This window comes from Pseudoneobacillus rhizosphaerae (assembly GCF_917563885.1).
Lineage (GTDB): Bacteria > Bacillota > Bacilli > Bacillales > Cytobacillaceae > Pseudoneobacillus > Pseudoneobacillus rhizosphaerae.
The window spans coordinates 57255-79081 of sequence record NZ_CAKJTG010000012.1 but is presented as its reverse complement, the minus strand read 5'-3'; the positions used below and the strand labels follow the sequence as shown (position 1 = coordinate 79081).

Sequence of the window (21827 nt, the reverse complement as noted above, 5' to 3'; positions counted from 1 at the left end):
TTCAAAGAAAAATACACATAGACAATAGTACATGATTTTATACGTTTATGGAATAGAAGGGAACCTAATAATAAGGATTTATGGAAGTGAAAAAAATCTGACCCCTTAATCCTGTTCTGAAACAAAATTAAGGGTCAGATTTCACTTATTCGCCAATTTTCTTTATCTTCTGAAGCAATCCATCAATCGTTTTTCCGATTTTATACATACTTTTATCAAAGGATTCCTTCCATTTAGGGGATTCCTCTTTAATTTTCTCTTCCATACTCTTGGTGTTTTCTTCTATTTCTTTTTTAAACTTTTCTACTCGTTCTTCGAGGGCCAGCTTGGCTTCCTCAAGTTCACCGTCTTCTTTTAATCTATCGTTTATCGATTCAACTTCAAATTTTTCTGATGCAATATATGGTTTTGCCCCTTCCATAATTGCTCGAAAGATGGGAACAACATTTTCAGAACTACTATTTGATAAATAATGTTTACGGTCAGTTTTGTCATATCCTAGCCATATTGCTCCGACAATAGTAGGTGTGTAACCGACAAACCATTGATCCTTTGCACCGTTTATATCTGAAAACGGAAGCTGTGTTGTCCCAGTTTTCCCAGCAATTTGCATACCTGAAATTTTTGTACCTTTCCCCGTTCCGGATTCAACTACATTCAACAGCATCGAGGTCATATCATTGGCAACCGCTTTAGATGTAACCTTAACTGATTTAACACTTCGCTCAGCGATGACATCACCCGTAGGTCCAACAATTTTGGTGATTAGGTGGCCATCATTTCGCTTACCATCGTTAGGGAATGTTGAAAAAGCTTCTGCTAATTGTAGTGGAGATATCCCATGATGCATTCCACCTAATGCGATCGCCAAGTTTTCATCTTCTTTTTCAACTGGAATTCCGAAACGCTTGAGTGCATCCGTTCCTTTTTTTAAACCTATTTGATTTAACAGCCAAACTGTCGGTACATTTAACGATTTTTCGATTGCCTCATACATAGTTGTTTCGCCTAGATATTTCTTTGAAGCATTCTCTGGTTTATACTCACCGAATGTTATAGGTTCGTCAATTAGCATGGAAGTTGGAGTATAACCTTCTTCAAGGGCAGGGGTGTAAACCACAAGTGGTTTTAGTGTTGACCCGGGTTGAACTTTAAGATGTGTGGCTCGATTAAAACCACGAAACACTGTCTCGCCTCTTCCTCCGATGAGACCGAGAACTCCTCCGGTAGCTGGGTCTAGTAAAACCGCACCACTTTGAACGATAGCGCCTGATTTTCCTTTTGGAAAATTAGCATCACGTTGATAAATTTTCTCGAGAACAGATTGCAAATTCTGATCCATTTCGGTATGAATTCGATATCCTCTAGTTAAAATTTCCTCTTGAGTTAACCCAAACTCATTGATTGCTTCATCGAGAACCGCATCTACATAATAAGGATACTTTCGTTCAATAAAGCTTCCTCCGCCGTCTTCTAGATTGATTTTTTCGTCAATCGCTAGTTTGTGTTCTTCATTAGATATCATTCCGTGTTCTAACATCTTTCCTAAAACAATATTCCGTCGTTTAAGTGCACGGTCATAATGTTTGTAAGGGTCAAGTGCACTTGGTGCTTGAAGGAGGGCAGCCAGTGTTGCCGCTTCACTAATGGATACGTCATCAATATCTTTATTGAAATATTTCCTTGCAGCCTGCCCGATTCCCCATGAACTACTTCCAAAATAAACTTGATTCAAATACATTTGTAAGATTTCATCTTTTTCATAAACCTTTTCAATTTTTACTGCTAAAAATAATTCTTCAATTTTTCGTTTGTATGTTTTTTCAGGTGAAAGGAGTGCATTTTTTGTTAGTTGCTGCGTGATTGTACTACCACCACCTGTTATACTTCCGGCTAAAAAATTATTAAAGAAAGACCGTGTAATTCCTTTAACATCGAAACCATGGTGTTCATAAAAACGTTCATCCTCAATTGCGACAACCGCATCTCCCACATGTTTTGGAAGCTTGCCTACAACTACACCTTTTGTCCGGTTGGTAAGAACATTACTAGCAATGTCGCCATCTTGATCATAAATAACGGTAGGCTGGCTTAGGCCTTCTTTTAGAGATTTAACATTAACCCTGCTAGCGGTCCATACAAAGTAAAGGAGGACGAGTAAGAAAAAGGTTAATAACACTAATAACATATATTGTGTGAGGTGTTTCTTTTTCCAAAAACGTACAACTGCTTCCTTCAAAGGGTGCAATCGTTCCATATTATCGCCTTACTTTCATCGCTTTTTAAATATTTATTATTATAAGGCATTTAGTTACCAAATGGCTATGTTTAAGCAAAAGAGGAGATAAAGCCGGTATGTATGGTTTTTAAATATATTCTCAAACTATTAGCAAAGGAGGTTTTGTGATGAGGCATATATCGATTTTGCTACTAAAATTTATAACATGTTTAATCGCCTTTGCGGTTGGACTTGATTTATTTTTTGATGCAACAATAGTGGATATCATTTCATTTAGCTTGCTGGTCACGATTGTTTCTTATGCAATTGGAGATAGAATCATTTTACCGAGGCTTGGCAATTCGAATGCGCTGGCAATTGATTTTTTCCTCAATTATACAATGGTTTGGATATTTGGAAGTGTTCTATTAGAAAGTTATGTTCAAATTGGCTGGGGAAGTCTTTTATCTGCATTCCTCATTACAGGTGCTGAAGTCATTGTCCATCGTATCTTATTAAAAAATACGGATGTGACTGTGCAACAAAAAGCAGGCTTCAACCCGAAAATGGCTTACGGAATGGAAATGGGAGAAGAGCGAGACCCTAGGGTAAAACGTTGATTGTAGAGGTGTTTGGACTTTTCCAAACACCTCTTTTTTTATTTTCAAAAATGTTAGATAATAGGGTTTATGAAGATTTACATAAATGAGAAGAGGTCAAAGTGATGGAACAGACAGAAACAAGAATCCAGGAAAACCATTTAATTACGGACGGTGGTTTACAAATTAGTTTTGAAAGAACACTTAAAATTCCGGATGATGGTAAAGTATATCCACTCCCGCCAAGTCTAGGTGCATTTCCATTATATAAAATATCTGATTTTGTTGAAACAGTCCCTGAAGAGTGGCGGGGCAAGAGAGGTTATTTTATCCCAATGTACCAAAGTGAAGCGATGTGGTTGAATTTCTCAGGGTCAATGAATGCTTTGATTGTAAATACAGGGATGATTAACGCCATTACAGGTAAGGGCATTAGTAATACTTTAGATGGGGAAGAACAGAACTATATTGTTGCACCAAGCCAACCTTGGCTAGATGGTTTCAATGCAGAAGATGGATACTTACGGCAATTTATTGTTAAGCCAATTGGTTATAACTATACAGTAAAAGAACAGCTATCAACGACAAACCAATTTGATGGTGTGAATTTTGTCATATATTCTGCAAAACCTGGGCTAATATCAGAGGATGATGAGGAGATTAATTACAGCAAATTTTCTGATTGTTTGATTATGGATAATAATGTCGAGGGGACAAGGTTGAAACAAGATATCTATCCAGATCAGTATGGAATCGATACATGGGATCTAGATAGTCGAATTGAAATAAATATTTATTTTGCTAACAGTAAAATGTTTGAAAAAATCACTGGGGAGATTCCACCGTCAAGTCCAATTACTGAAGAAGAATACGATGAACATGGGTATCCTTGGTTTGATGATTATAATGAATAATAAAAAACTCAACTTTGGATAAAATGTAAATATATTACATTTTATTCGAATGGTGAGTAGGTGCAGTTCTTATGAACGCCATATACGCTTTAGTATGGTTAGGTATTTTGTTTAAATGGGGTGATTGGAGGAATTGGGAAAAGTATTATCCAACCATCCTCTTTTTTATTGTAGGCGATTTTATCTATTTGTATTTGTTATCAGATCAATTCCCAATGTGGAGATATAATCCACAAGGCTATGATAAAGATGTAGGGATAACAAATGCCCATATTTCATTATCCGATAATGGCCATTAAATATCCTGCTACAATATTAATTTACCTTTCAAGATTTCCAAATCGAAATAAGTGGAAGCAACTGGTATATGTGTTGTTTTGGGTGATTTTATATGGCGTTAATGAAATGATTGATTTAAATGCTAACCTTATTAAGCATTACAATGGATGGAATTTGTGGTGGTCGCTTTTTTTTAATTTGGTAACTTTTATCATTTTAAGAATTCATTTTACTAGACCACTGATATCATGGGTGCTTTCATTTGGGTTTATTATTCTGTTGTGGAACATCTTTAATGTTCCTACATCTGTTTTTAGGTGAGTACGTAATCTAAGAAAAAGGATAGATAATTCAAGTTTCTATCCTTTTTTTCTTTAAATTATATCTAAATACTCACCATTTATTTTAATAATCTCTTCAGCCATTTTTGAAATAAGTTGTTCTCCTTCTATCGTCTTAGGAATAAATTCAAGAAGATCCCCAGTATTGTCCATTTTACTTAACACAATTTGCATATGTCTATTATCCGCGTGGATCCACTGTGTCTTATTTTGCTGATTATAAATGATATCAACCTCGAGCATGGCCCCCATTTCATGTAAAAACTCGTTAAAAACTAATCCATATGAATCATCTTCCAAGTCATTTATTAGTTCTCTAGCATAGGGACTTTCAGTATAAAAGCGAGGTCGTATCATTACCGTTTTTTTCTTCATAGAAAATCCTCCCAAAATGTACTATTATTAGTTTAACTAAAAATCTTTATGCCATTCTAAAAAATGAACCATCAATTGTAAGGTATGAATAGATTAAAAAGTGAGGTGTTCTACTATATGAGGGAGCATATAATTGAAATTATTAAACAGATTGAAATCGATTATGATGTTAAAATTCTCTATGCATGTGAATCCGGAAGTCGGGCTTGGGGATTTCCTTCTAAAGATAGTGATTATGATGTTAGGTTTATCTATGTACATAAAAAGAATTGGTATTTATCAATAGATCAAAGGCGCGATGTTATCGAAATACCTAAAAATGATCCAATTTCTATCCCTATACATGAACTATTAGATGTAAGTGGATGGGAGTTATCGAAAGCATTAAAACTTTTCCGTAAATCGAATCCGCCACTTTTAGAGTGGTTGAAATCTAGTATTGTCTATTACCAAGCCTATTCTACAACTGAAAAAATGAGTGAATTAGCCACAAATATTTTTGCCCCAAATTCTTGTATCTATCACTATCTCAACATGGCAAAGGGTAATTATCGCGATTATTTACAAGGCCAGGATGTGAAAATTAAGAAATACTTCTATGTTCTTCGCCCGATATTAGCGGCAAAATGGATTGAAAAATATAATACAATCCCACCCATTCAATTTCAAAGTCTAGTGGAAGATATTATTCCTGAAGGTGACTTGAAAAAGCTTATCCATGAGTTACTAAGACGAAAAATAGCTGGTGAAGAGCTGAATCTAGAGCCAAGAATCGATCAAATTAATTTATTTCTTAATGGTGAAATTATTAGACTTGAAGAATACGCTAAAAGTATTAAAAATGATATTCAAGATCCGACAGAGCGTTTAAATCGGATTTTTAGAGAGACATTAGACGAAGTTTGGAATTAAAGGAGATAAGGAGGGGGATCACATGCTTTCATTTATCGAATTTCAAAAACATATGATTGATGATTTAGTAAGTTTTTTAACAAAAGACACTTGGCCATTTCACGGCCAACCTAATCCAACTGAAGAATCTGTTAGAGCCTCTTATCAGAAGGGGTTCTATACGGAAAATGGGAATCAAACCTTTTGGATAACAAATAACAATGTGAAAATAGGAATGATTAGACTTTTTGATTTAGAGGATCCAACCTGTCTTTTTGATATTCGATTGAAACATGACTACAGGGGAAAGGGGAAAGGAGTTCCAGCATTAAAATGGCTTACCAATCATGTTTTTTCTAATTTCGACGATATCATTCGAATAGAGGGTCATACGAGATGGGATAATTATGCGATGAGAAAAACTTTCTATAATAGTGGATTTGTTAAAGAAGCGTATCACCGAAAAGCTTGGCCGCAAGAAGGGCAATTATATGATTCTGTTGGTTATGCCATACTGCGTAACGATTGGAAGAATAAAACCGTAACTGAAATAAATGACAAATTTGCTTATTAAGCTATTTTTATGATAGGTTACTTATAGATTGGTCAAAAAACATAGTGAACCAATTCATATTTAACTGAAAATAGGAAGTGACGTTTAATGATTAAGATAGAGATACCTACACCAGATGTGGTTATTACAAAAAGTAATACAGTAGGGGAAGAAAGTGAAGGCGATTTAAGCAGCGTTTATGGGTTTACTGATTATCGAAACATTCCGAGAGATAAAGGCGGAATTTTCATGTTCTATAATATAAATGAGCAGCTATTGTATGTTGGTAAGGCTAGAAAATTAAGACAAAGAATCAAAAAAAACTTTGAAGACAATTTATCGCCAATCAGGAAATATAGAGATGAAGTACATAAGATAACGGTCTGTGAAATTGAAGATCCAATGGAAAGAGAAATCTATGAAACATACATCATAAACACGTTGGAAGCGAAATACAATATCGACAAGGTGTTTTACAAGTAAATTCAACAAAAAACCATGTTTCACGAAACATGGTTTTTTGTTGAGTAAAATTTACTCAGCATACTTTTGTAACTGCTCAAACCAACCTCTTGTTTCGGTTATATCTTTGCCATTGATGAAGATTTTCGTATTTCCAGCTTCAATATAAAGAATCTCCAAAGAAGCTCCGTGCTTAATAAATAGCAAACTGCTACCATAACCCTTAACAGAGAATACCCCTTTAGCCATGGATGCTGTGCCAAATCCGTTTTGCTTAACAGTAACCTCTGGCACTTTTTCTAATACCTCAAGTTTATTAATATCTTTGAACTTCCATTCATCACCATACATCCCCGTAATTTCAAAGCTGTCTTCTTTCATTACTAATTTATAGTCCTGATAACCAAGGAATGATAAATAGCCTAGCGAACTCATAACAACAACAAACAAACTGATACTAATCATATAACTGCGTTTGCGTTTGTGAGGTAATTCGTATTTGGATAAATAGATGATCCCTCCAAGTAAAAAGACTAACATGAAGCCAAATTGTACCTCCACTGCATATATGAAAGAGGTAAAGCTTAAAGGTAAAAGAATCAACATTCCAAGCCCAGTGAAGATAAACAATCTCCCTGTTTTTTGAGGAAATCCGTTTTCGATTAGTTGCTTTTGTTCTTCCTTCGGTCTTGTAGCAAATCCTGATATAATCCCATAGGCTTCTTTTTTAAGGATGGCCCAACCGAAAATAAAAAAGAGTAGAGTGATAAACACCTGGATAGCAATTAGAATCACCATAAATTTGTCCCCCAAAATAAATGAACTAGAAAAATTAACCACCACTTATTTACTATTATACTTTGGTTTTCCAAAATGCAGGTCCTTTGATCTGCATTATGTCAAAATATGAACCTTCTGTGAATAAAATCTGTTAATTCTGAAAAATAGACTGTATAATATGAATAATATCATTGTTATCGGAGGAAAAAATTTATGGGCAAATTCCTTATGTACCTTTACTTAACGGTAGCGGTTTATTGCTTAATAAATGTGTACTTGTCCTTTGAGGCACAAGCATACCAGCTGACATTCCTTATGTTGTTTTTGACATTTATCAATTTAGTTTTATTTACAATATTTCGTAAAGAGGTTAAACGTCAGCAAATCCGGTTGGTTCAAGATATAAATTTATAACAAAAGGGTGTCCTGGAATTTAAGGACACCCTTCTTGTTGGGTTCAATATTATTTTGATAAATTGAACAGAAATATTCGCAATCTGTATGGGATTCTTGTTACTATAGAAAGAATAAAATGCTTTAGTAGGAAAAAGTCGAAGTACTTAAAAGGATTAAAGGGAAAAATCCTCAGTTGTTTAATAAAGAAAGAGGGGTACAGTAATGGATATCGATTTCGTCTTGGCAAAATTAAAAAGTCATTCTCCAACCTTTCTAGGAAGTGAAAATTTTTCTAAGTATGCTGTTCTGTTACCGCTCGTAAAAAAGGGGAATGATATCCATGTTCTCTTTGAAGTGCGTTCGTTAAAATTACGAAGACAACCAGGAGAAATTTGTTTTCCAGGTGGAAGAATAGACTTACAGGATATGGATGAAAAAAGTGCTGCGATTAGGGAAACGACTGAAGAACTAGGGATCAAAAATAATGATATTTTCAATGTTTCACCATTGAATTATTTGTTTTCCCCATTTGGAATGATTATTTATCCTTATGTTGGTTTCATTGCAAATCCAGAAAAAATTACTCCTAATATTTCTGAGGTAGAAGAGGTTTTTACTGTCCCTCTTTCTTATTTTATGAAAAATGATCCGAAAATTTATGAAATTAACTTTAAAGCAGAGCCAGAGGAGAATTTTCCATACGACCTTTTAATAGGTGGGAAGGAATATAATTGGCGAACAAGACATCTTGATGAATATTTTTACCTCTACGAGTCTAGGGTCATTTGGGGACTTACAGCAAGAATTTTAGCCCATTTTATTGAGATTCTCCGTAAGGATGAGCAAAAATAGCCTATTTTTGGAATACTAAAAACAGATAAGAAGGTGAAAGAATGACAGCTGAACAGAAAACCTACGATAGTAGTTTGCCTCTACGAAAAGATGTGAAAATGCTCGGAAATATTCTTGGAGAAATACTTGTCCATCATGGCGGAATAGAACTGCTGGACAAAGTCGAGAAAATCCGAGAAATGTGTAAAAATTTACGAACAGAAAATAATCAAGCTACATACGAATCACTTAAAAAGGTGATTTCTAATTTAACACCACCTATTCGGGAGCAAGTTATACGGGCATTCTCAGTCTATTTCCATTTAATTAATGCGGCAGAGCAGAATCACCGTATTCGTCGTCGTCGTGAATATCAGTTGAAATCGGATATGAACGTTCAACCTGGTTCCATCGAAGCAGCTATTCTATCACTAAAAGACAATCAAATAAGTGCAGATATAATCCAAAATGTTTTAAATACCCTTTCTTTAGAGCTTGTGATAACGGCACATCCAACAGAGGCAACAAAACGCTCTATTTTAGAAATTCAGAAAAGAATAGCAGATTTGTTAAAGAGCCTCGATTATTCAGATTTGTCTAAAAAGGAAAGACAGAAGCTGGAGGAAAGTCTATTTAATGAGGTTACGGTCCTTTGGCAAACGGATGAGTTAAGGCATACGAAACCAACCGTAATGGATGAAGTAAAAAATGGCTTGTATTATTTTGATCAAACCTTATTTGACGTTCTTCCAGATATCCATCACGAAGTTGAGGATTCTTTAAAGGTACATTACCCTGAGCTAGCTTGGAAGATTCCTAATTTCCTTCGTTTTGGTTCATGGATTGGTGGCGACAGGGATGGAAATCCAAATGTAACTCCTGAGGTAACTTGGGACACTCTTGAAAGGCAACGAAGACTCGTATTAAAAAAATATAAACATGTGCTTGTAGAATTGATGAAGCGATTCAGTCATTCAACGACAAGGGCTGAAGTAGGTAGGGAGCTTCTCGATACATTAAAAGAAGAGGAGTCGAAATACTTAACAGAAGATCAAAGATGGCCAGTTGAGGTAGAAAGTTACCGAAGGAAGCTGGCAATCATAATTGAACGAGTGAAACAGGTAGGGAAATCTGACATTGGTTACCTGTCATCAGAGGAATTAATAGAAGACTTATTATTGATTCAACGAAGTGTCTATCAACATCATCCAACTAACCATGAGCTAAAAATGCTTCAAAAATTAATTCGACAGGCACAACTTTTCGGTTTTCACCTAGCTACACTTGATATTCGTAATCATAGTGGAGAACATGAGGCAGCTATTACAGAAATATTTGCCAAAGTTGGTGTAACAAACAACTATTCTGGCCTCTCAGAAGAGGAGAAACTCCAGCTATTACAAAATATCCTTAAAGACCCAAGACCACTACTTCTGGTACATGAAAATTACACAAGAGAAACAGAAGAAATGATTCAAGTGTTTAAATTAATTAAAAGAGCCCACTCTGTTTTTGGAAAACGGTCGATAAATGTATACCTAGTAAGTATGACTCAATCGGCAAGTGACTTGCTAGAAGTGCTTGTGCTTGCAAAAGAAGCAGGTGTTTACCGATTGCACTCAGACGGGAAAGTGGAAACGGATTTAAATGTTGCACCATTACTTGAAACGATAGACGATTTAATTGCAGGTCCTAAAATAATGGAAGCATTATTCCAAATGCCAATGTATCGGAATCATGTACAAATGTTAGGTGACCAACAGGAAATTATGCTTGGTTATTCTGACGGAAGTAAGGACGGAGGAACATTAACGGCAAATTGGAAGCTATATAAAGCACAGATGGAAATAACGGAAATGGCAAAACGTTATAAGATAAGCCTCAAATTCTTCCATGGCCGTGGTGGTTCATTAGGGCGGGGTGGAGGAACTTTACAAAGAAGTTTATTATCCCAACCAGCTGAAACATTAGGTGCTGGAGTGAAAATTACCGAGCAAGGGGAAGTCCTTTCTTCACGTTATTTACTCGAGGATATTGCTTTTAGAAGTTTAGAACAAGCTACTTCTACCTTGTTAAAGGCTTCTGCACATGTTTTAAAGGAGTCGGAGCAAGGGTATATTCGTAAATCTAGCTGGGTTCAAGCTATTGAGGAAATATCAGAGGTCTCTTTAAGCAAATATCAATCTCTTGTCTTTAAGGATCCGGATTTTTTAACTTACTTTACCCAAGCAACACCATTAAAAGAGCTTGGTGAATTGAATATTGGCTCTAGACCCATGAGTCGAAAAAACAGTGCAAAGTTTGAAAATTTAAGAGCTATACCATGGGTGTTTGCCTGGACGCAAAGTCGACAGCTGTTCCCTGCATGGTATGCTGCGGGTTCAGGTCTTGAAAGCTATGCATCAAAGGGAAATGAGCAGAGGGAAGTACTAAAAGAAATGTATGAGCATTGGCCATTTTTTCGATCAACCATCGATAATTTACAAATGGCTCTCATGAAAGCGGATCTTACAACGGCAAAAGAGTATGCTGCGATGGTGAATGATAAAGAAATAGCAGAAAGGGTTTTTACCAATATCACTGAAGAATATAATCGAACAAAAGAGATTCTTCTCTTGATCACGGGTGATAGCGAACTGTTAAATCAGACACCGAACATAAAGGATTCCGTTTTCCGTCGAAATCCATATGTCGATCCACTAAATTTTATTCAAGTCGAGCTTATTAAAGAGCTAAGAAAAACGGCTGAACCTGATGATGAATTATTAACCCAAGTATTATTGACGATAAGTGGAATAGCAGCGGGATTGCGTAACACAGGGTGATATAAAAAAACAAGGCTGTTATTAGCAGCCTTGTTTTATGAATTTTATTCCTCTTCTTTGAGAGCTTCATCAACTACAACTTCTTCCATATATTCTTCTTTTACACTTTGTAATTTATTAAATGCATTGGCAAGGGTAAGTGCCGCACCAATAATTTCATCAATGATTTCTAAAAATATCTCAAAATCCACTTCGTTTTTACAGCATTCGCGAATGGCGTCAATAATATCATTGTAAAATCGCTTATATTCTTTTACATAACGTTCATTATCCATTTCACGAATCGTTGTACCTTCAATATTAATGGCATGGAAAAGAAGACTACATATTGTTTCAATGGTTCCTTCTGCTTGGAGCTTTTCTTTTTCGGAATTTTCATCAGTAACATGGAAATAGTAAACGTGGCAAAGCGTAATATAATAGCTGTTTAATGGATCATCATGGTCTATCTGTAAATGTTTTAAGTTTGCCATCGGAAAATCTGCCCCTTCAACAGTATTATGTACACCTATAACTTATTAAATGTATAAAATTGGTTGAAGGAATGCCAAAATCCGCTGTCATAGAGTTCGACACCGGTTAGCAGTTTGTTTATATAGTCTATAGTTTTAGGCATACCTCATAAGAAATACCTTTATTTCATCTCTTCTTACGACCTTTCCCAGCATTCCCGCCTTTGTTAGCTTTTCCTGCGTTCCCGCCCTTACTAGCGTTCCCACCTTTGCCAGCTTTACCTGCATTACCGCCCTTGCTTGCATTGCCACCTTTTTTTGCTGCCATTATTATTCTCACCTCTAATCTTGTATATATTATTCAACTTCTTTTGAAAGGAAAGGGCGTTTAAAAAATAATTTCCTCATTATTATTTCATGACGTAGCATTTAATTTTCATTACACTTGTAATTCACAGGAATACGTGTTATATTAATAAAGAATTATTTTTGTTTGTTCGTTAAGGATTGATAGTGGTTAAAACTTTCGTCTTAAAGATCGCAAGGATAGTAACACAATGTGTGCTAAGCACACGAGGAGGAAACACAAATGGAACAAGGTAAAGTAAAATGGTTTAACGCAGAAAAAGGTTTTGGATTTATCGAACGCGAAGCTGGAGACGATGTATTCGTTCATTTCTCAGCTATCCAAAGCGAAGGTTTCAAATCTTTAGACGAAGGTCAAGCAGTAACTTTTGAAGTAGAACAAGGTCAACGTGGACCACAAGCTACTAACGTTCGTAAAGCTTAATTTTAATAATCAAAATATAGGCAGACTCTACTTGTAGAGTCTGTTTTTTTGTGTTTTTTTTGTTTTCCTCTGTGATCTTAAGAAACTTCATCCACAGTGGACATTTGTTAACTTTATTACGGAATTATGAAAGTTTTTTCTTTTTTCAAAAAAGAACCGAAAACTATTTGATTCATATTGCAAATGAAAGCGAATTCATATTATACTAAACATGCACAAACGTTCAGAATAAGTTTGACAAATTATCGTAAGGAGTTAATCCATTGAGCGATGAAAAACTAAGTAAATTGATAGAAGTGGCAAAGTTATATTATCAATTTGACTTTAGTCAGCAAAAAATTGCTGAAAAGTTAGGCATTTCTAGGCCTTCTGTTTCAAGAATGCTACAACAAGCAAAGGAACAAGGGATTGTTCAAATCAAAATATTTGATCAATCAGAAGGTACAGAAAGACTAGCTAACTCAGTAAAAGAGGCATTTAACTTAAAACATTGTATCATCATCCCAGTTCCAGAATATAACGAAGAGGTTATTAAAATGGAGCTTGGAAAAGCAGCTGCGAACTATTTAGGAGAAATTGTCCAAAACGGGGATATCATCGGGACAACTTGGGGGACTACTTTATATGAAGTGGCCGAGAATGTTAAGCCTAAAAATGTCAAAGACGTTTCGGTCGTTCAATTAAATGGTGGGGTAAGTTATTCCGAATCGAATACTTATGCTGCTGAGATACTAAATTTTTTAAGTACCGCATTTAATACATCACCACATTTTCTACCTTTACCAGCGGTAGTCGACCATCCCGTTGTGGCAAATGCAATCCTCTCTGACCGTCATATTAAAAGGGTTTTGAACCTTGGTAAACAATGCCATATAGCCTTGTACACAGTAGGAGAATTTACGAAGGAATCCACCCTATTTAAAGCTGGCTATTTTTCATCAGAAGATTTTGATGGATTGAAAGCTCAGAATGCTGTAGGAGACATTTGTTCAAGAATCTTCGATAGTAAAGGGAACATTTGTAGTAAAGAATTGGATGAAAGAACGATTGGAATTAATCTGTCAGATTTAAGTCATAAACCTTATAGTATTATGATTGCTGGTGGAATGGAAAAAGTGGATGCCATTATGGGTGCATTAAAAGGTCAGTTTACAAATGTTCTTATTACCGATCAACACACTGCTCAAATTTTACTCAATTCTGTTATGGAGGGGGAATGAGTAGTGGATCAAAAAGAATTAGTTCAGTTAATTAGGGAAGTAACAATAAGAGCTTTAGCTAACAATCAAACTACATTAGAAGTTCCTATTGCTGTTTCCAATCGCCATATACACCTTTCGAAGGAGCATGTTGAAAGACTATTTGGTCGAAACTATCAGTTAAATAAATGGAAAGATTTATCTCAACCAGGTCAATTTGCTAGTAAAGAAACAGTCACTTTGATTGGTCCAAAAGGCAAATTAGAAAAAGTACGAGTTCTCGGTCCTGCACGTGGTGATACTCAGATTGAAATTTCTTTATTTGATGGATATACATTGGGAATTACCCCTCCAATTCGAGATTCAGGTGATATTGATGGAACCCCTTCTGTCAATATTCAAGGCCCTAGAGGCCAGCTAAAAGTTGATCAAGGACTCATATGTGCAGCAAGACATATTCATATGAATCCAGATGACGCAACTCGGTTTCAAGTTACGAACGGTCAACGTGTACAAGTAAAAGTAACGGGGCAAAGAGGCGTCATCTTTGAAAATGTGCTAATTCGCGTCTCACCTAAATATAAGCTTGAAATGCACATTGATGTTGATGAAGCCAATGCTGCTCAAATAAAAAATGGTCAATGGGGCGTGCTTATTCCGTAAAAGGGGGGATGCTAGTGAAGGATAAAATCGAATTGCTGGTCAGAAAAATGGTGAAGGATTATCTAAATAAAGATAAAAAATCATCTAGGACGAAACAATTATTAATAATTCTTGATGACCAGCCAGTTATGAAAATAAATGATGTCTGGAATGATATCAAAATATTAGCTAGTAACTATAATACTACCATTTTACTATCTGAAAAATGGACAAATGTTCCAGATGATATGAAGTATGTAACTACAGTTCCATTAGACGAAGTGCATTTGGACAAAATTCAACTGGAAATGCAAAAAGCGGATGTATTGCTTTATGCAACAGCAAGTTATTCTACGTTAGCGAAACTTTCTTTAACTTTGGATGATAACTTGTCGATGTGGATAACCATTCAAATGCAGTTAAATGGGAAACAAATTTTATTAGCTAAAGATCAATTTATTCAAAAAGGTACTCAAAAAATAACGACACCCTTCACGGTTGCCAAGCGTATTCAATCGTACATACGATCGCTGAGAGAAGATAAAGTTCATGTAGTTACCTTAGCTGCTGCTAATAAATGGCTAGATTCGTATTTTGATAATTTTACAGAAAACCGTCATGTCGTTTTAGCAAAGCATATTGAAGAAGCGGCAAATCTTGGTGAGGCACAATTAATAGTACCGAAAAATAGTTTAATTACTCCGATGTGTAAAGATTATGCAAGAGAATTAGGGGTCAAAATTTTGCAAAAGGAGTAACCGCATGATAATTGGTAAAGTAATCGGAAATGTAGTGTCAACGATGAAAGCTGAAAAGCTGCAAGGGAAAAAGCTATTAATTGTTCAACCGCTTGATTTAATCTCCATTCAGCCAGATGGCAAGCCCGTTATCGCGATTGATACAGTTGGCTCTGGTAAAGGCGAAGTGGTCATGGTTGTTAGTGGCTCTTCTGCAAGGCAAACCATTGTGACAAATGGAACACCTGTAGATGCTGCGATTATTGGAATCATCGATCAAGTGGAAATTGAAGGTAAATTAACATTTGAAAAAAGTTGAAAAGGGGGGACCTAGAGAATGCAAATTAGTGAAAAGGATATTCAAAAGCTAGTTGAACAGGTTCTTGCCAATATGACTGGTGAATCTAGCGCGAATATTTCCAATCCTGCATCTGAAATTGCCCTTGGGAATGGTGTTTTTACGACAGTAGAGGAAGCAGTAAACGCAGCAAAAATGGCTGAATCGAAAATGCGAAGTGTATCACTTGAAAGCCGTAGAAAAATGATTCAGGCAATGCGCGATATTAGTATCCAACATGCAGAGGAATTAGCCAAAATGGCTGTGGAGGAAACAGGTCTAGGAAGAGTGGAAGATAAAATTTCTAAGAATCTGTTAGCAGCTAACAAAACACCTGGGGTAGAAGATTTAGTTAGCACTACCTACACAGGTGACGATGGTATGACTTTAGTTGAATATGCTCCATTTGGAATTGTTGGATCGATTACTCCGTCTACGAACCCAGCGGCAACATTAATTAATAATAGTATTTCATTAGTTGCTGCAGGTAATGTGGTAGTGTACAACCCACATCCAAGTGCGAAAAAAGTTTCTCTACAGACGTTAAAACTGTTAAACAAGGCGATTGTTCAAGCTGGCGGACCTGAAAACGTGTTAACTGCAGTGGCATCCCCTAACTTAGAAACTAGCAATCAAGTAATGAACCATCCTGCTATTCGTGTCCTAGTTGTAACAGGTGGAGGAATCGTCGTGAAGGCGGCGATGAAAACAGGTAAAAAGGTTATCGCAGCAGGTCCTGGGAATCCACCAGTAGTGGTTGATGAAACGGCGAATCTTGCTAAAGCTGGTAAAGATATCGTGAATGGCGCAAGCTTCGATAACAACGTTCTTTGTACTGCTGAGAAAGAAGTTTTTGTCATCGATAAGGTGGCTAACACCCTTAAACAGGAAATGATTAAAAACGGTGCAATTGAACTAAAAGGCTTTGAATTAGATAAATTATTAAAGGTCATTTTAGTTGAGAAGGACGGAAAGTTTTATCCGAACCGTGATTTCATTGGGAAAGATGCAGAAGTTCTATTAGCTGCAATTGGAAAAAAGGTAGATTCATCCGTTCGACTTGTTATTGCGGAAACAACTTTTGACCATCCTTTAATTTGGACTGAAATGCTAATGCCGATTTTACCAATCGTCAAAGTTGCCAACGTCGATACTGCGATTGAAATGGCTGTAAAAGCAGAAAAAGGGAATCGTCATACGGCTATTATGCACTCACAAAACATTACGAATTTAACAAAAATGGCTCGTGAAATTCAAGCGACGATTTTTGTTAAAAATGGCCCTTCCTATTCAGGGCTAGGTTTTGGAGCTGAAGGCTTTACAACTTTGACCATTGCTGGCCCAACAGGTGAAGGATTAACCTCAGCTAGATCCTTTAGTCGCCAAAGACGTTGCGTGCTTGTCGATGGTTTTAGAATCGTCTAATCAATAGATTTGTGAAAACTGCAAGATTAAGTGAGGTTACGTAGATGTCTGAGAATGCGAATAACTCGAACAAACGCCAACCCAAATCTGGGAAGGACGTAGTGAAAAAGCCGAGGCAAAAAGCTTCAGCTTCTACAACTAATATTGTACAAGGAGGAACACACATGAGAGAAGCATTAGGAATGATTGAAACAAAAGGTTTAGTTGGTGCAATTGAAGCGGCAGATGCAATGGTAAAAGCGGCTAATGTAACACTTGTAGGTAAAGAAATGATTGGAGCAGGACTAGTTAGTGTAATGGTTCGTGGTGATGTAGGAGCCGTTAAAGCGGCTACTGAAGCTGGAGCTGAAGCAGCTGGTCGTGTAGGACAATTAGTTTCTGTTCATGTTATTCCTAGACCGAATAGCGAAGTGGAAGGCATTTTACCGAAAGCTTAAGTAGGTGTAATCAATCATGACTCAATCAAATATTGAGAGTTATATAGAAAAGATTGTTAGACAAGTAGTAACCAATTCTCTTCAGACAAGTCCCGTATCGTTTGAAAGAATCAAACCAGTAGTAGTAGCAAATTGGAAAATGAATATGACTTTAGCATCAATTTCCAAGTTTGTGGATGATTTTGGAACCGAATCCTTTTCTGCAGAAGTAGTAGTATGCCCACCTTCACCGTATCTTTATATTTTAGACGCCCTGAAAAAGCAGCAAAATCGTTCGTTTACATTAGGGGCACAAAATGTACATGCCGAAAAATCTGGTGCCTACACCGGTGATGTATCTGCGGATCAGCTTCTCGATGTTGGTTGTCATTATGTTATTATTGGCCATTCAGAAAGAAGAGCGATTGGTGAATCGAATGAGTTTATTCATCAAAAAGTGAGACAATCCTTAGAGACTGGCTTAATTCCAATCCTTTGTGTTGGGGAAACGGAAGAAGAGCGCAAGCAGGGAAAAACAAATTCTGTTGTAGAGAAGCAGGTTTTAACTGCACTTCTAAATATGAATGATATATCGAAAGTCATCATTGCTTATGAGCCTGTTTGGGCTATTGGAACAGGACAATCAGCAGTACCTGAACAAGCGCAGGAAGTACATCAATTTATCCGATCTGTCTTAATCAAGCATTTTGGAATACTAGCTAACCAATTACCTATTTTATATGGTGGTTCTGCAAAACCAGATAATGCAAAAGATTATAGTGCGATGAACGATATCGACGGTTTATTAGTCGGTGGAGCAAGCTTAAAGGCAGACGATTTCAAAAAAATAATTTCAGCGTTCTGTTAAAGGGGGGGAAACAATGAAGAAAGTTGCAATCGGCAGTGATCACGGTGGGTTTGAATTAAAAGAAGCTGTAAAGAAACAGCTTACAAGCTTAGGCTATCAATTTATTGATTTTGGTTGTCATAATCATGAAGCCGTTGATTATCCAGATGTTGCCTTCCTTGTTGGGGAATGTGTAGCCACTCATGATGATTATGTTGGCATCATGATCGATGGCGCTGGAATTGGAAGTGGAATGACATTAAATAAAATTCCAGGTGTACGTGCTGCAGTATGTTGGGATCTCTCATCGGTCATGAATAGCCGTTTACACAATAACGCCAACGTTCTTTCTATCGGAGGACAACTTCTAGGACAAGGATTAGCTCTGCAAATGACTAAAACTTGGCTAGAAACAGTTTTTGAAGGTGGCAGACATGATAAGCGTGTAACCAAAATTATGGAAATCGAGAGTCGTTTTATTAAGCGCGAAAGCAGGTAAATCAGGATGTTTATTGGTAAAGTCATTGGAAATGTCGTGTGCAGCCAAAAGGATGAAAGCTTAATAGGTCTGAAATTACTTGTGGTTCAACCATTGACGGATGACTTGGAACCAAAAGGAAAGCCGATTATCGCGATCGATACCATTCGTCAGTCTGGCCAAGGAGACTTGGTTTATATGGCAAAAAGCAAGGAATCGTCTCTCCCTATTGATAGAGAACTAACAGCCTCTGATGCAGGGATATTAGGAATTATTGAACACTATCATATACGAAAAATGGAGGAATAAAAAATGAGTAACGCATTAGGAATGATCGAAACAAAAGGTTTAGTTGGAGCAGTTGAAGCAGCAGACGCAATGACAAAAGCAGCAAACGTAACATTAATCGGTAAAGTAAATGTTGGCGGAGGCTTAATCTGTGTAATGGTTCGCGGAGATGTTGGCGCAGTTAAAGCTGCAACAGAAGCTGGAGCGGATGCAGCTAGCCGTGTTGGAGAATTACTTTCTGTACACGTAATCCCAAGACCACATTCAGATATCGAGAAAATCTTACCTCAACTTGCTTAATAATGAAAGTTGCTAGAGTAATTGGAAATGTTGTCTCATCCATTAAAACGCCGAGCCATAATGGCTTGAAGTTTATGGTAGTAGAACCCATTGATATCGATGGAAAATCAATCGGTGATTCGTTTATGGCTGTCGATGCAGCCCAAGCGGGAATTGGTGACATTGTATTAATTTTAGAAGAAGGCGGCGCTGCTCGGGACATATTAAAAAAGCCCGATGCAGCCGTCGACGCCATAATAGTTGGTATTATTGACTACTTAGAAGCATAAAACTTAAAGTTTTTACGGAGGTGAGTTCAGTTGGACATGGAATTATTGATTAAACAAATTACAGAACAAGTAATGACTCAAATTACGAATGCAGGTGCAAGCCAACCAGCCCCTCAAGCTGTTAGCACAACACAATCATCTTACTTTGACAACAAAGTCATTACTGGACCACAGGTGGCCCGACTGATTGATCATACATTATTAAAGCCTGAAAGCACAAAGGAACAAATCGTGCAAATTTGTAAGGAAGCAATCGAGTACAATTTCGCAACTGTTTGTGTGAATCCATACTGGGTTCGTACAGCTGCTGAAGTTTTAAAAGGAAGCAAGGTTGGTATTACGACAGTTGTAGGATTCCCATTAGGGGCAACTAGCACATTCACAAAAGTTTCTGAAGCACGTGATGCGTTAGCAGACGGAGCAACCGAAATCGATATGGTTATAAACATTGGTGCTTTAAAATCTGGTGATTACGAAACGGTAAAGAAGGATATTGAAGGATTAGTATTAGCCATTAAAGGTCAGGCTATCTTAAAAGTCATTATCGAAACTGGTTTCTTAACAGACGAAGAAAAGAAAAAAGCTTGTATGCTAGCAAAAATGGCTGGAGCGGACTTTGTAAAAACTTCAACAGGATTTGGTCCTGGAGTTGCAACTCCAGAAGATATTGCCTTAATGCGTGAAGCAGTAGGACCAGATATTGGTGTTAAAGCATCTGCTGGTGTTCGTGATTTAGACACAGCACGTAAATTAGTAGCAGCTGGAGCAACACGTATTGGCGCTAGTGCTGGTATTGCAATTGTTAAAGGTGAAAAAGGAACAGGAAGTTATTAACCTTTTTAAAATATTCTACAGGCCCTTAAAAATTTAAGGGCCTTAACTTTATTTTATTTCTGAATCTTTGAGTTATTGAAAAAGAATAGTAAATCTAGTATAATTGTTCTTAAGTAACCGCTTACATCATAGAAAGGTGTGGAAAAATGACAATCGCACAACAAGTAGAGAATATGAGAACTTTAAAAGGATTAGAAATAGAAGAATTTGCTAATGTGGTTGGTTTAGATACTGAAACTGTTACAAAGCTTGAACAAGGCTTAATCGACCCACAAATCTCTATATTAGAAAAAATCACAAAAGCATTTAATTGGAGCTTTAAAATTGGTGACGTATCAATATAAATGTCTACATATGGTAAATAATAAGAGGCTAATTTAAAAATCGTTTTTTAACGATCTTTGAATTAGTCTCTTTTGCTTTGGCTTTTCACAGGAAACCTGTCGTGATTTTTCTGAGTATAGTAAGCAGGGAAATGAAATAAATGCTATAATAGATAAAACTTAAAGTTAAAGAATGGATTATATTGCTAAAATTAATACATGATAACATAGGTGAAACTTTAAAAGGAGTGATATCTACTAGTGCGTTTTATTAAATTAATTCCAAACATGCTTACGATTGGAAATCTTTATTGCGGTTTTCTCTCGATTGGCTTTGCAGCGAGTGGGGAGTACAAAAATGCGGCCATCCTCATTATCATCGGGATGATGTTTGATAGTATGGATGGCAGATTGGCAAGGATGTTAAAGGTAAATGGAGCTTTAGGAAAAGAGCTTGACTCTCTTGCTGATGTTGTGACGTTTGGCGTAGCGCCATCTTTTTTAGTGTATTATACATATTTTTATCAATTTGGTTTATTAGGATTAGCAGTCGCAGGATTATTTCCATTGTTTGGTGCTTATCGATTAGCAAGATTTAATATTAGTTCTGATAAAACTTCCTTAAATTATTTTATCGGTGTCCCGATAACGGCAGCTGGAGGTATCCTTGCCTTACTTACTTTATTTGGAGACAAAATTCCGAATATCATCACAACGGTTGTATTCACAGGGCTTTGCTTCCTTATGGTTAGTAGAATAAGAATTCCGAGCTTTAAAGAAATACCTCTACCGAAGTATGGCACAATCGTTACGTTATTTGTAGGCTCATTACTATTTGTTATATACAGAGAAACAAAAGAAAAATTTCCTTATCTCATCTATATTATTATACCTTTATACATTGCCTATTTACTGTATAGATTTGTAAAAGGGAAAAATAAAAAAGATATTGACTAGTAAGCTGCACAAGTAGCTTACTTTTTTTTGGAGAAATTTTAAAAAAAGTGAAACGAAAAGATGTTTCAG

Annotated in this window: 29 protein-coding genes; 24 read left to right on the top strand and 5 right to left on the bottom strand. The window is 36.4% G+C overall.

From position 1 onward, the window contains the following. Positions 1–145: 145 nt before the first annotated feature. Positions 146–2257, bottom strand: coding sequence for a transglycosylase domain-containing protein (locus LRP83_RS12380; RefSeq protein WP_230497005.1), 2112 nt, complete (start codon positions 2255–2257; stop codon positions 146–148). Positions 2258–2406: 149 nt separating this feature from the next. Between LRP83_RS12380 and LRP83_RS12375 the strand changes: the two genes are divergently transcribed. From LRP83_RS12375 to LRP83_RS23230, 4 genes are all read left to right on the top strand, one after another. Next, positions 2407–2838, top strand: a complete 432-nt coding sequence (locus tag LRP83_RS12375; protein ID WP_230497004.1) for a YndM family protein — start codon at positions 2407–2409, stop codon at positions 2836–2838. A gap of 104 nt (positions 2839–2942) precedes the next feature. Further along, positions 2943–3731 carry a hypothetical protein gene (locus tag LRP83_RS12370; RefSeq protein ID WP_230497003.1) on the top strand — a complete coding sequence of 263 codons (789 nt, stop codon included), beginning with the start codon at positions 2943–2945 and terminating at the stop codon, positions 3729–3731. Between the two features lie 71 nt (positions 3732–3802). Further along, positions 3803–4030, top strand: coding sequence for a hypothetical protein (locus LRP83_RS12365; RefSeq protein ID WP_230497002.1), 228 nt, complete (start codon positions 3803–3805; stop codon positions 4028–4030). After that, positions 3996–4331 (top strand): CBO0543 family protein, encoded by a 336-nt coding sequence (locus tag LRP83_RS23230; protein WP_354002343.1) that lies wholly within the window; start codon positions 3996–3998, stop codon positions 4329–4331. The genes LRP83_RS12365 and LRP83_RS23230 overlap by 35 nt, the downstream gene beginning before the upstream one ends. A gap of 53 nt (positions 4332–4384) precedes the next feature. On the opposite strand, the gene LRP83_RS12360 is transcribed toward LRP83_RS23230, so the two are convergent. Beyond that, complete coding sequence (locus LRP83_RS12360) at positions 4385–4726, bottom strand: hypothetical protein (protein ID WP_230497001.1); 342 nt, start codon at positions 4724–4726, stop codon at positions 4385–4387. A gap of 117 nt (positions 4727–4843) precedes the next feature. Between LRP83_RS12360 and LRP83_RS12355 the strand changes: the two genes are divergently transcribed. The 3 genes from LRP83_RS12355 (at position 4844) to LRP83_RS12345 (ending at position 6653) form a co-directional block, all read left to right on the top strand. Continuing rightward, on the top strand, positions 4844–5638 hold the full coding sequence (locus tag LRP83_RS12355; protein ID WP_230497000.1) for a nucleotidyltransferase domain-containing protein: 795 nt from the start codon (positions 4844–4846) through the stop codon (positions 5636–5638). 22 nt (positions 5639–5660) lie between these two features. Continuing rightward, the gene (locus LRP83_RS12350) at positions 5661–6191 is read left to right on the top strand and encodes a GNAT family N-acetyltransferase (protein WP_230496999.1); all 531 of its coding nucleotides are present in this window, start codon (positions 5661–5663) and stop codon (positions 6189–6191) included. Positions 6192–6278: 87 nt separating this feature from the next. Beyond that, the gene (locus LRP83_RS12345; protein ID WP_230496998.1) at positions 6279–6653 is read left to right on the top strand and encodes a nucleotide excision repair endonuclease; all 375 of its coding nucleotides are present in this window, start codon (positions 6279–6281) and stop codon (positions 6651–6653) included. A gap of 51 nt (positions 6654–6704) precedes the next feature. On the opposite strand, the gene LRP83_RS12340 is transcribed toward LRP83_RS12345, so the two are convergent. Then, positions 6705–7430, bottom strand: coding sequence for a DUF3784 domain-containing protein (locus LRP83_RS12340; protein ID WP_230496997.1), 726 nt, complete (start codon positions 7428–7430; stop codon positions 6705–6707). A 600-nt stretch (positions 7431–8030) separates the two neighbouring features. On the opposite strand from LRP83_RS12340, the gene LRP83_RS12335 reads away from it, so the two are divergent. Next, the gene (locus LRP83_RS12335; protein ID WP_230496996.1) at positions 8031–8660 is read left to right on the top strand and encodes an NUDIX hydrolase; all 630 of its coding nucleotides are present in this window, start codon (positions 8031–8033) and stop codon (positions 8658–8660) included. A 41-nt stretch (positions 8661–8701) separates the two neighbouring features. Beyond that, positions 8702–11464 (top strand): phosphoenolpyruvate carboxylase, encoded by a 2763-nt coding sequence (gene ppc / locus LRP83_RS12330; protein WP_230496995.1) that lies wholly within the window; start codon positions 8702–8704, stop codon positions 11462–11464. A 44-nt stretch (positions 11465–11508) separates the two neighbouring features. On the opposite strand, the gene LRP83_RS12325 is transcribed toward ppc, so the two are convergent. Together LRP83_RS12325 and LRP83_RS12320 are read right to left on the bottom strand one after the other, a co-directional pair. Then, positions 11509–11937: a hypothetical protein gene (locus tag LRP83_RS12325; RefSeq protein WP_230496994.1), complete on the bottom strand. Its 429-nt coding sequence runs from the start codon at positions 11935–11937 to the stop codon at positions 11509–11511. Positions 11938–12103: 166 nt separating this feature from the next. Next, on the bottom strand, positions 12104–12244 hold the full coding sequence (locus tag LRP83_RS12320; RefSeq protein WP_230496993.1) for a hypothetical protein: 141 nt from the start codon (positions 12242–12244) through the stop codon (positions 12104–12106). A gap of 261 nt (positions 12245–12505) precedes the next feature. Between LRP83_RS12320 and LRP83_RS12315 the strand changes: the two genes are divergently transcribed. From LRP83_RS12315 to pssA, 15 genes are all read left to right on the top strand, one after another. Beyond that, positions 12506–12706 carry a cold-shock protein gene (locus LRP83_RS12315; protein WP_007083691.1) on the top strand — a complete coding sequence of 67 codons (201 nt, stop codon included), beginning with the start codon at positions 12506–12508 and terminating at the stop codon, positions 12704–12706. A gap of 263 nt (positions 12707–12969) precedes the next feature. Beyond that, entirely contained in the window at positions 12970–13926 is a 957-nt protein-coding gene (gene deoR, locus LRP83_RS12310) for a DNA-binding transcriptional repressor DeoR (RefSeq protein ID WP_230496992.1), read from the top strand. 3 nt (positions 13927–13929) lie between these two features. Further along, positions 13930–14568, top strand: coding sequence for a phosphate propanoyltransferase (locus LRP83_RS12305; protein WP_435531351.1), 639 nt, complete (start codon positions 13930–13932; stop codon positions 14566–14568). A 14-nt stretch (positions 14569–14582) separates the two neighbouring features. Then, positions 14583–15305, top strand: coding sequence for a hypothetical protein (locus tag LRP83_RS12300; RefSeq protein ID WP_230496991.1), 723 nt, complete (start codon positions 14583–14585; stop codon positions 15303–15305). A 4-nt stretch (positions 15306–15309) separates the two neighbouring features. After that, entirely contained in the window at positions 15310–15603 is a 294-nt protein-coding gene (locus LRP83_RS12295) for a EutN/CcmL family microcompartment protein (protein ID WP_230496990.1), read from the top strand. An 18-nt stretch (positions 15604–15621) separates the two neighbouring features. Continuing rightward, entirely contained in the window at positions 15622–17046 is a 1425-nt protein-coding gene (locus LRP83_RS12290) for an aldehyde dehydrogenase family protein (protein ID WP_230496989.1), read from the top strand. Positions 17047–17210: 164 nt separating this feature from the next. Further along, positions 17211–17483 (top strand): BMC domain-containing protein, encoded by a 273-nt coding sequence (locus LRP83_RS12285; protein WP_230496988.1) that lies wholly within the window; start codon positions 17211–17213, stop codon positions 17481–17483. A gap of 16 nt (positions 17484–17499) precedes the next feature. Continuing rightward, entirely contained in the window at positions 17500–18330 is an 831-nt protein-coding gene (gene tpiA, locus LRP83_RS12280) for a triose-phosphate isomerase (protein ID WP_230496987.1), read from the top strand. Between the two features lie 13 nt (positions 18331–18343). Then, positions 18344–18808, top strand: coding sequence for a ribose 5-phosphate isomerase B (rpiB, locus tag LRP83_RS12275; protein WP_230496986.1), 465 nt, complete (start codon positions 18344–18346; stop codon positions 18806–18808). Between the two features lie 6 nt (positions 18809–18814). Next, positions 18815–19096, top strand: coding sequence for a EutN/CcmL family microcompartment protein (locus tag LRP83_RS12270; RefSeq protein WP_230496985.1), 282 nt, complete (start codon positions 18815–18817; stop codon positions 19094–19096). A 3-nt stretch (positions 19097–19099) separates the two neighbouring features. Next, positions 19100–19375: a BMC domain-containing protein gene (locus LRP83_RS12265; RefSeq protein WP_230496984.1), complete on the top strand. Its 276-nt coding sequence runs from the start codon at positions 19100–19102 to the stop codon at positions 19373–19375. A gap of 2 nt (positions 19376–19377) precedes the next feature. Next, complete coding sequence (locus tag LRP83_RS12260; protein WP_230496983.1) at positions 19378–19644, top strand: EutN/CcmL family microcompartment protein; 267 nt, start codon at positions 19378–19380, stop codon at positions 19642–19644. A gap of 30 nt (positions 19645–19674) precedes the next feature. After that, the gene (gene deoC / locus LRP83_RS12255; RefSeq protein ID WP_230496982.1) at positions 19675–20478 is read left to right on the top strand and encodes a deoxyribose-phosphate aldolase; all 804 of its coding nucleotides are present in this window, start codon (positions 19675–19677) and stop codon (positions 20476–20478) included. A 146-nt stretch (positions 20479–20624) separates the two neighbouring features. Further along, the gene (locus tag LRP83_RS12250) at positions 20625–20822 is read left to right on the top strand and encodes a helix-turn-helix domain-containing protein (protein WP_230496981.1); all 198 of its coding nucleotides are present in this window, start codon (positions 20625–20627) and stop codon (positions 20820–20822) included. A gap of 240 nt (positions 20823–21062) precedes the next feature. Then, positions 21063–21758: a CDP-diacylglycerol--serine O-phosphatidyltransferase gene (pssA, locus tag LRP83_RS12245; protein WP_230496980.1), complete on the top strand. Its 696-nt coding sequence runs from the start codon at positions 21063–21065 to the stop codon at positions 21756–21758. Positions 21759–21827: the final 69 nt, after the last annotated feature.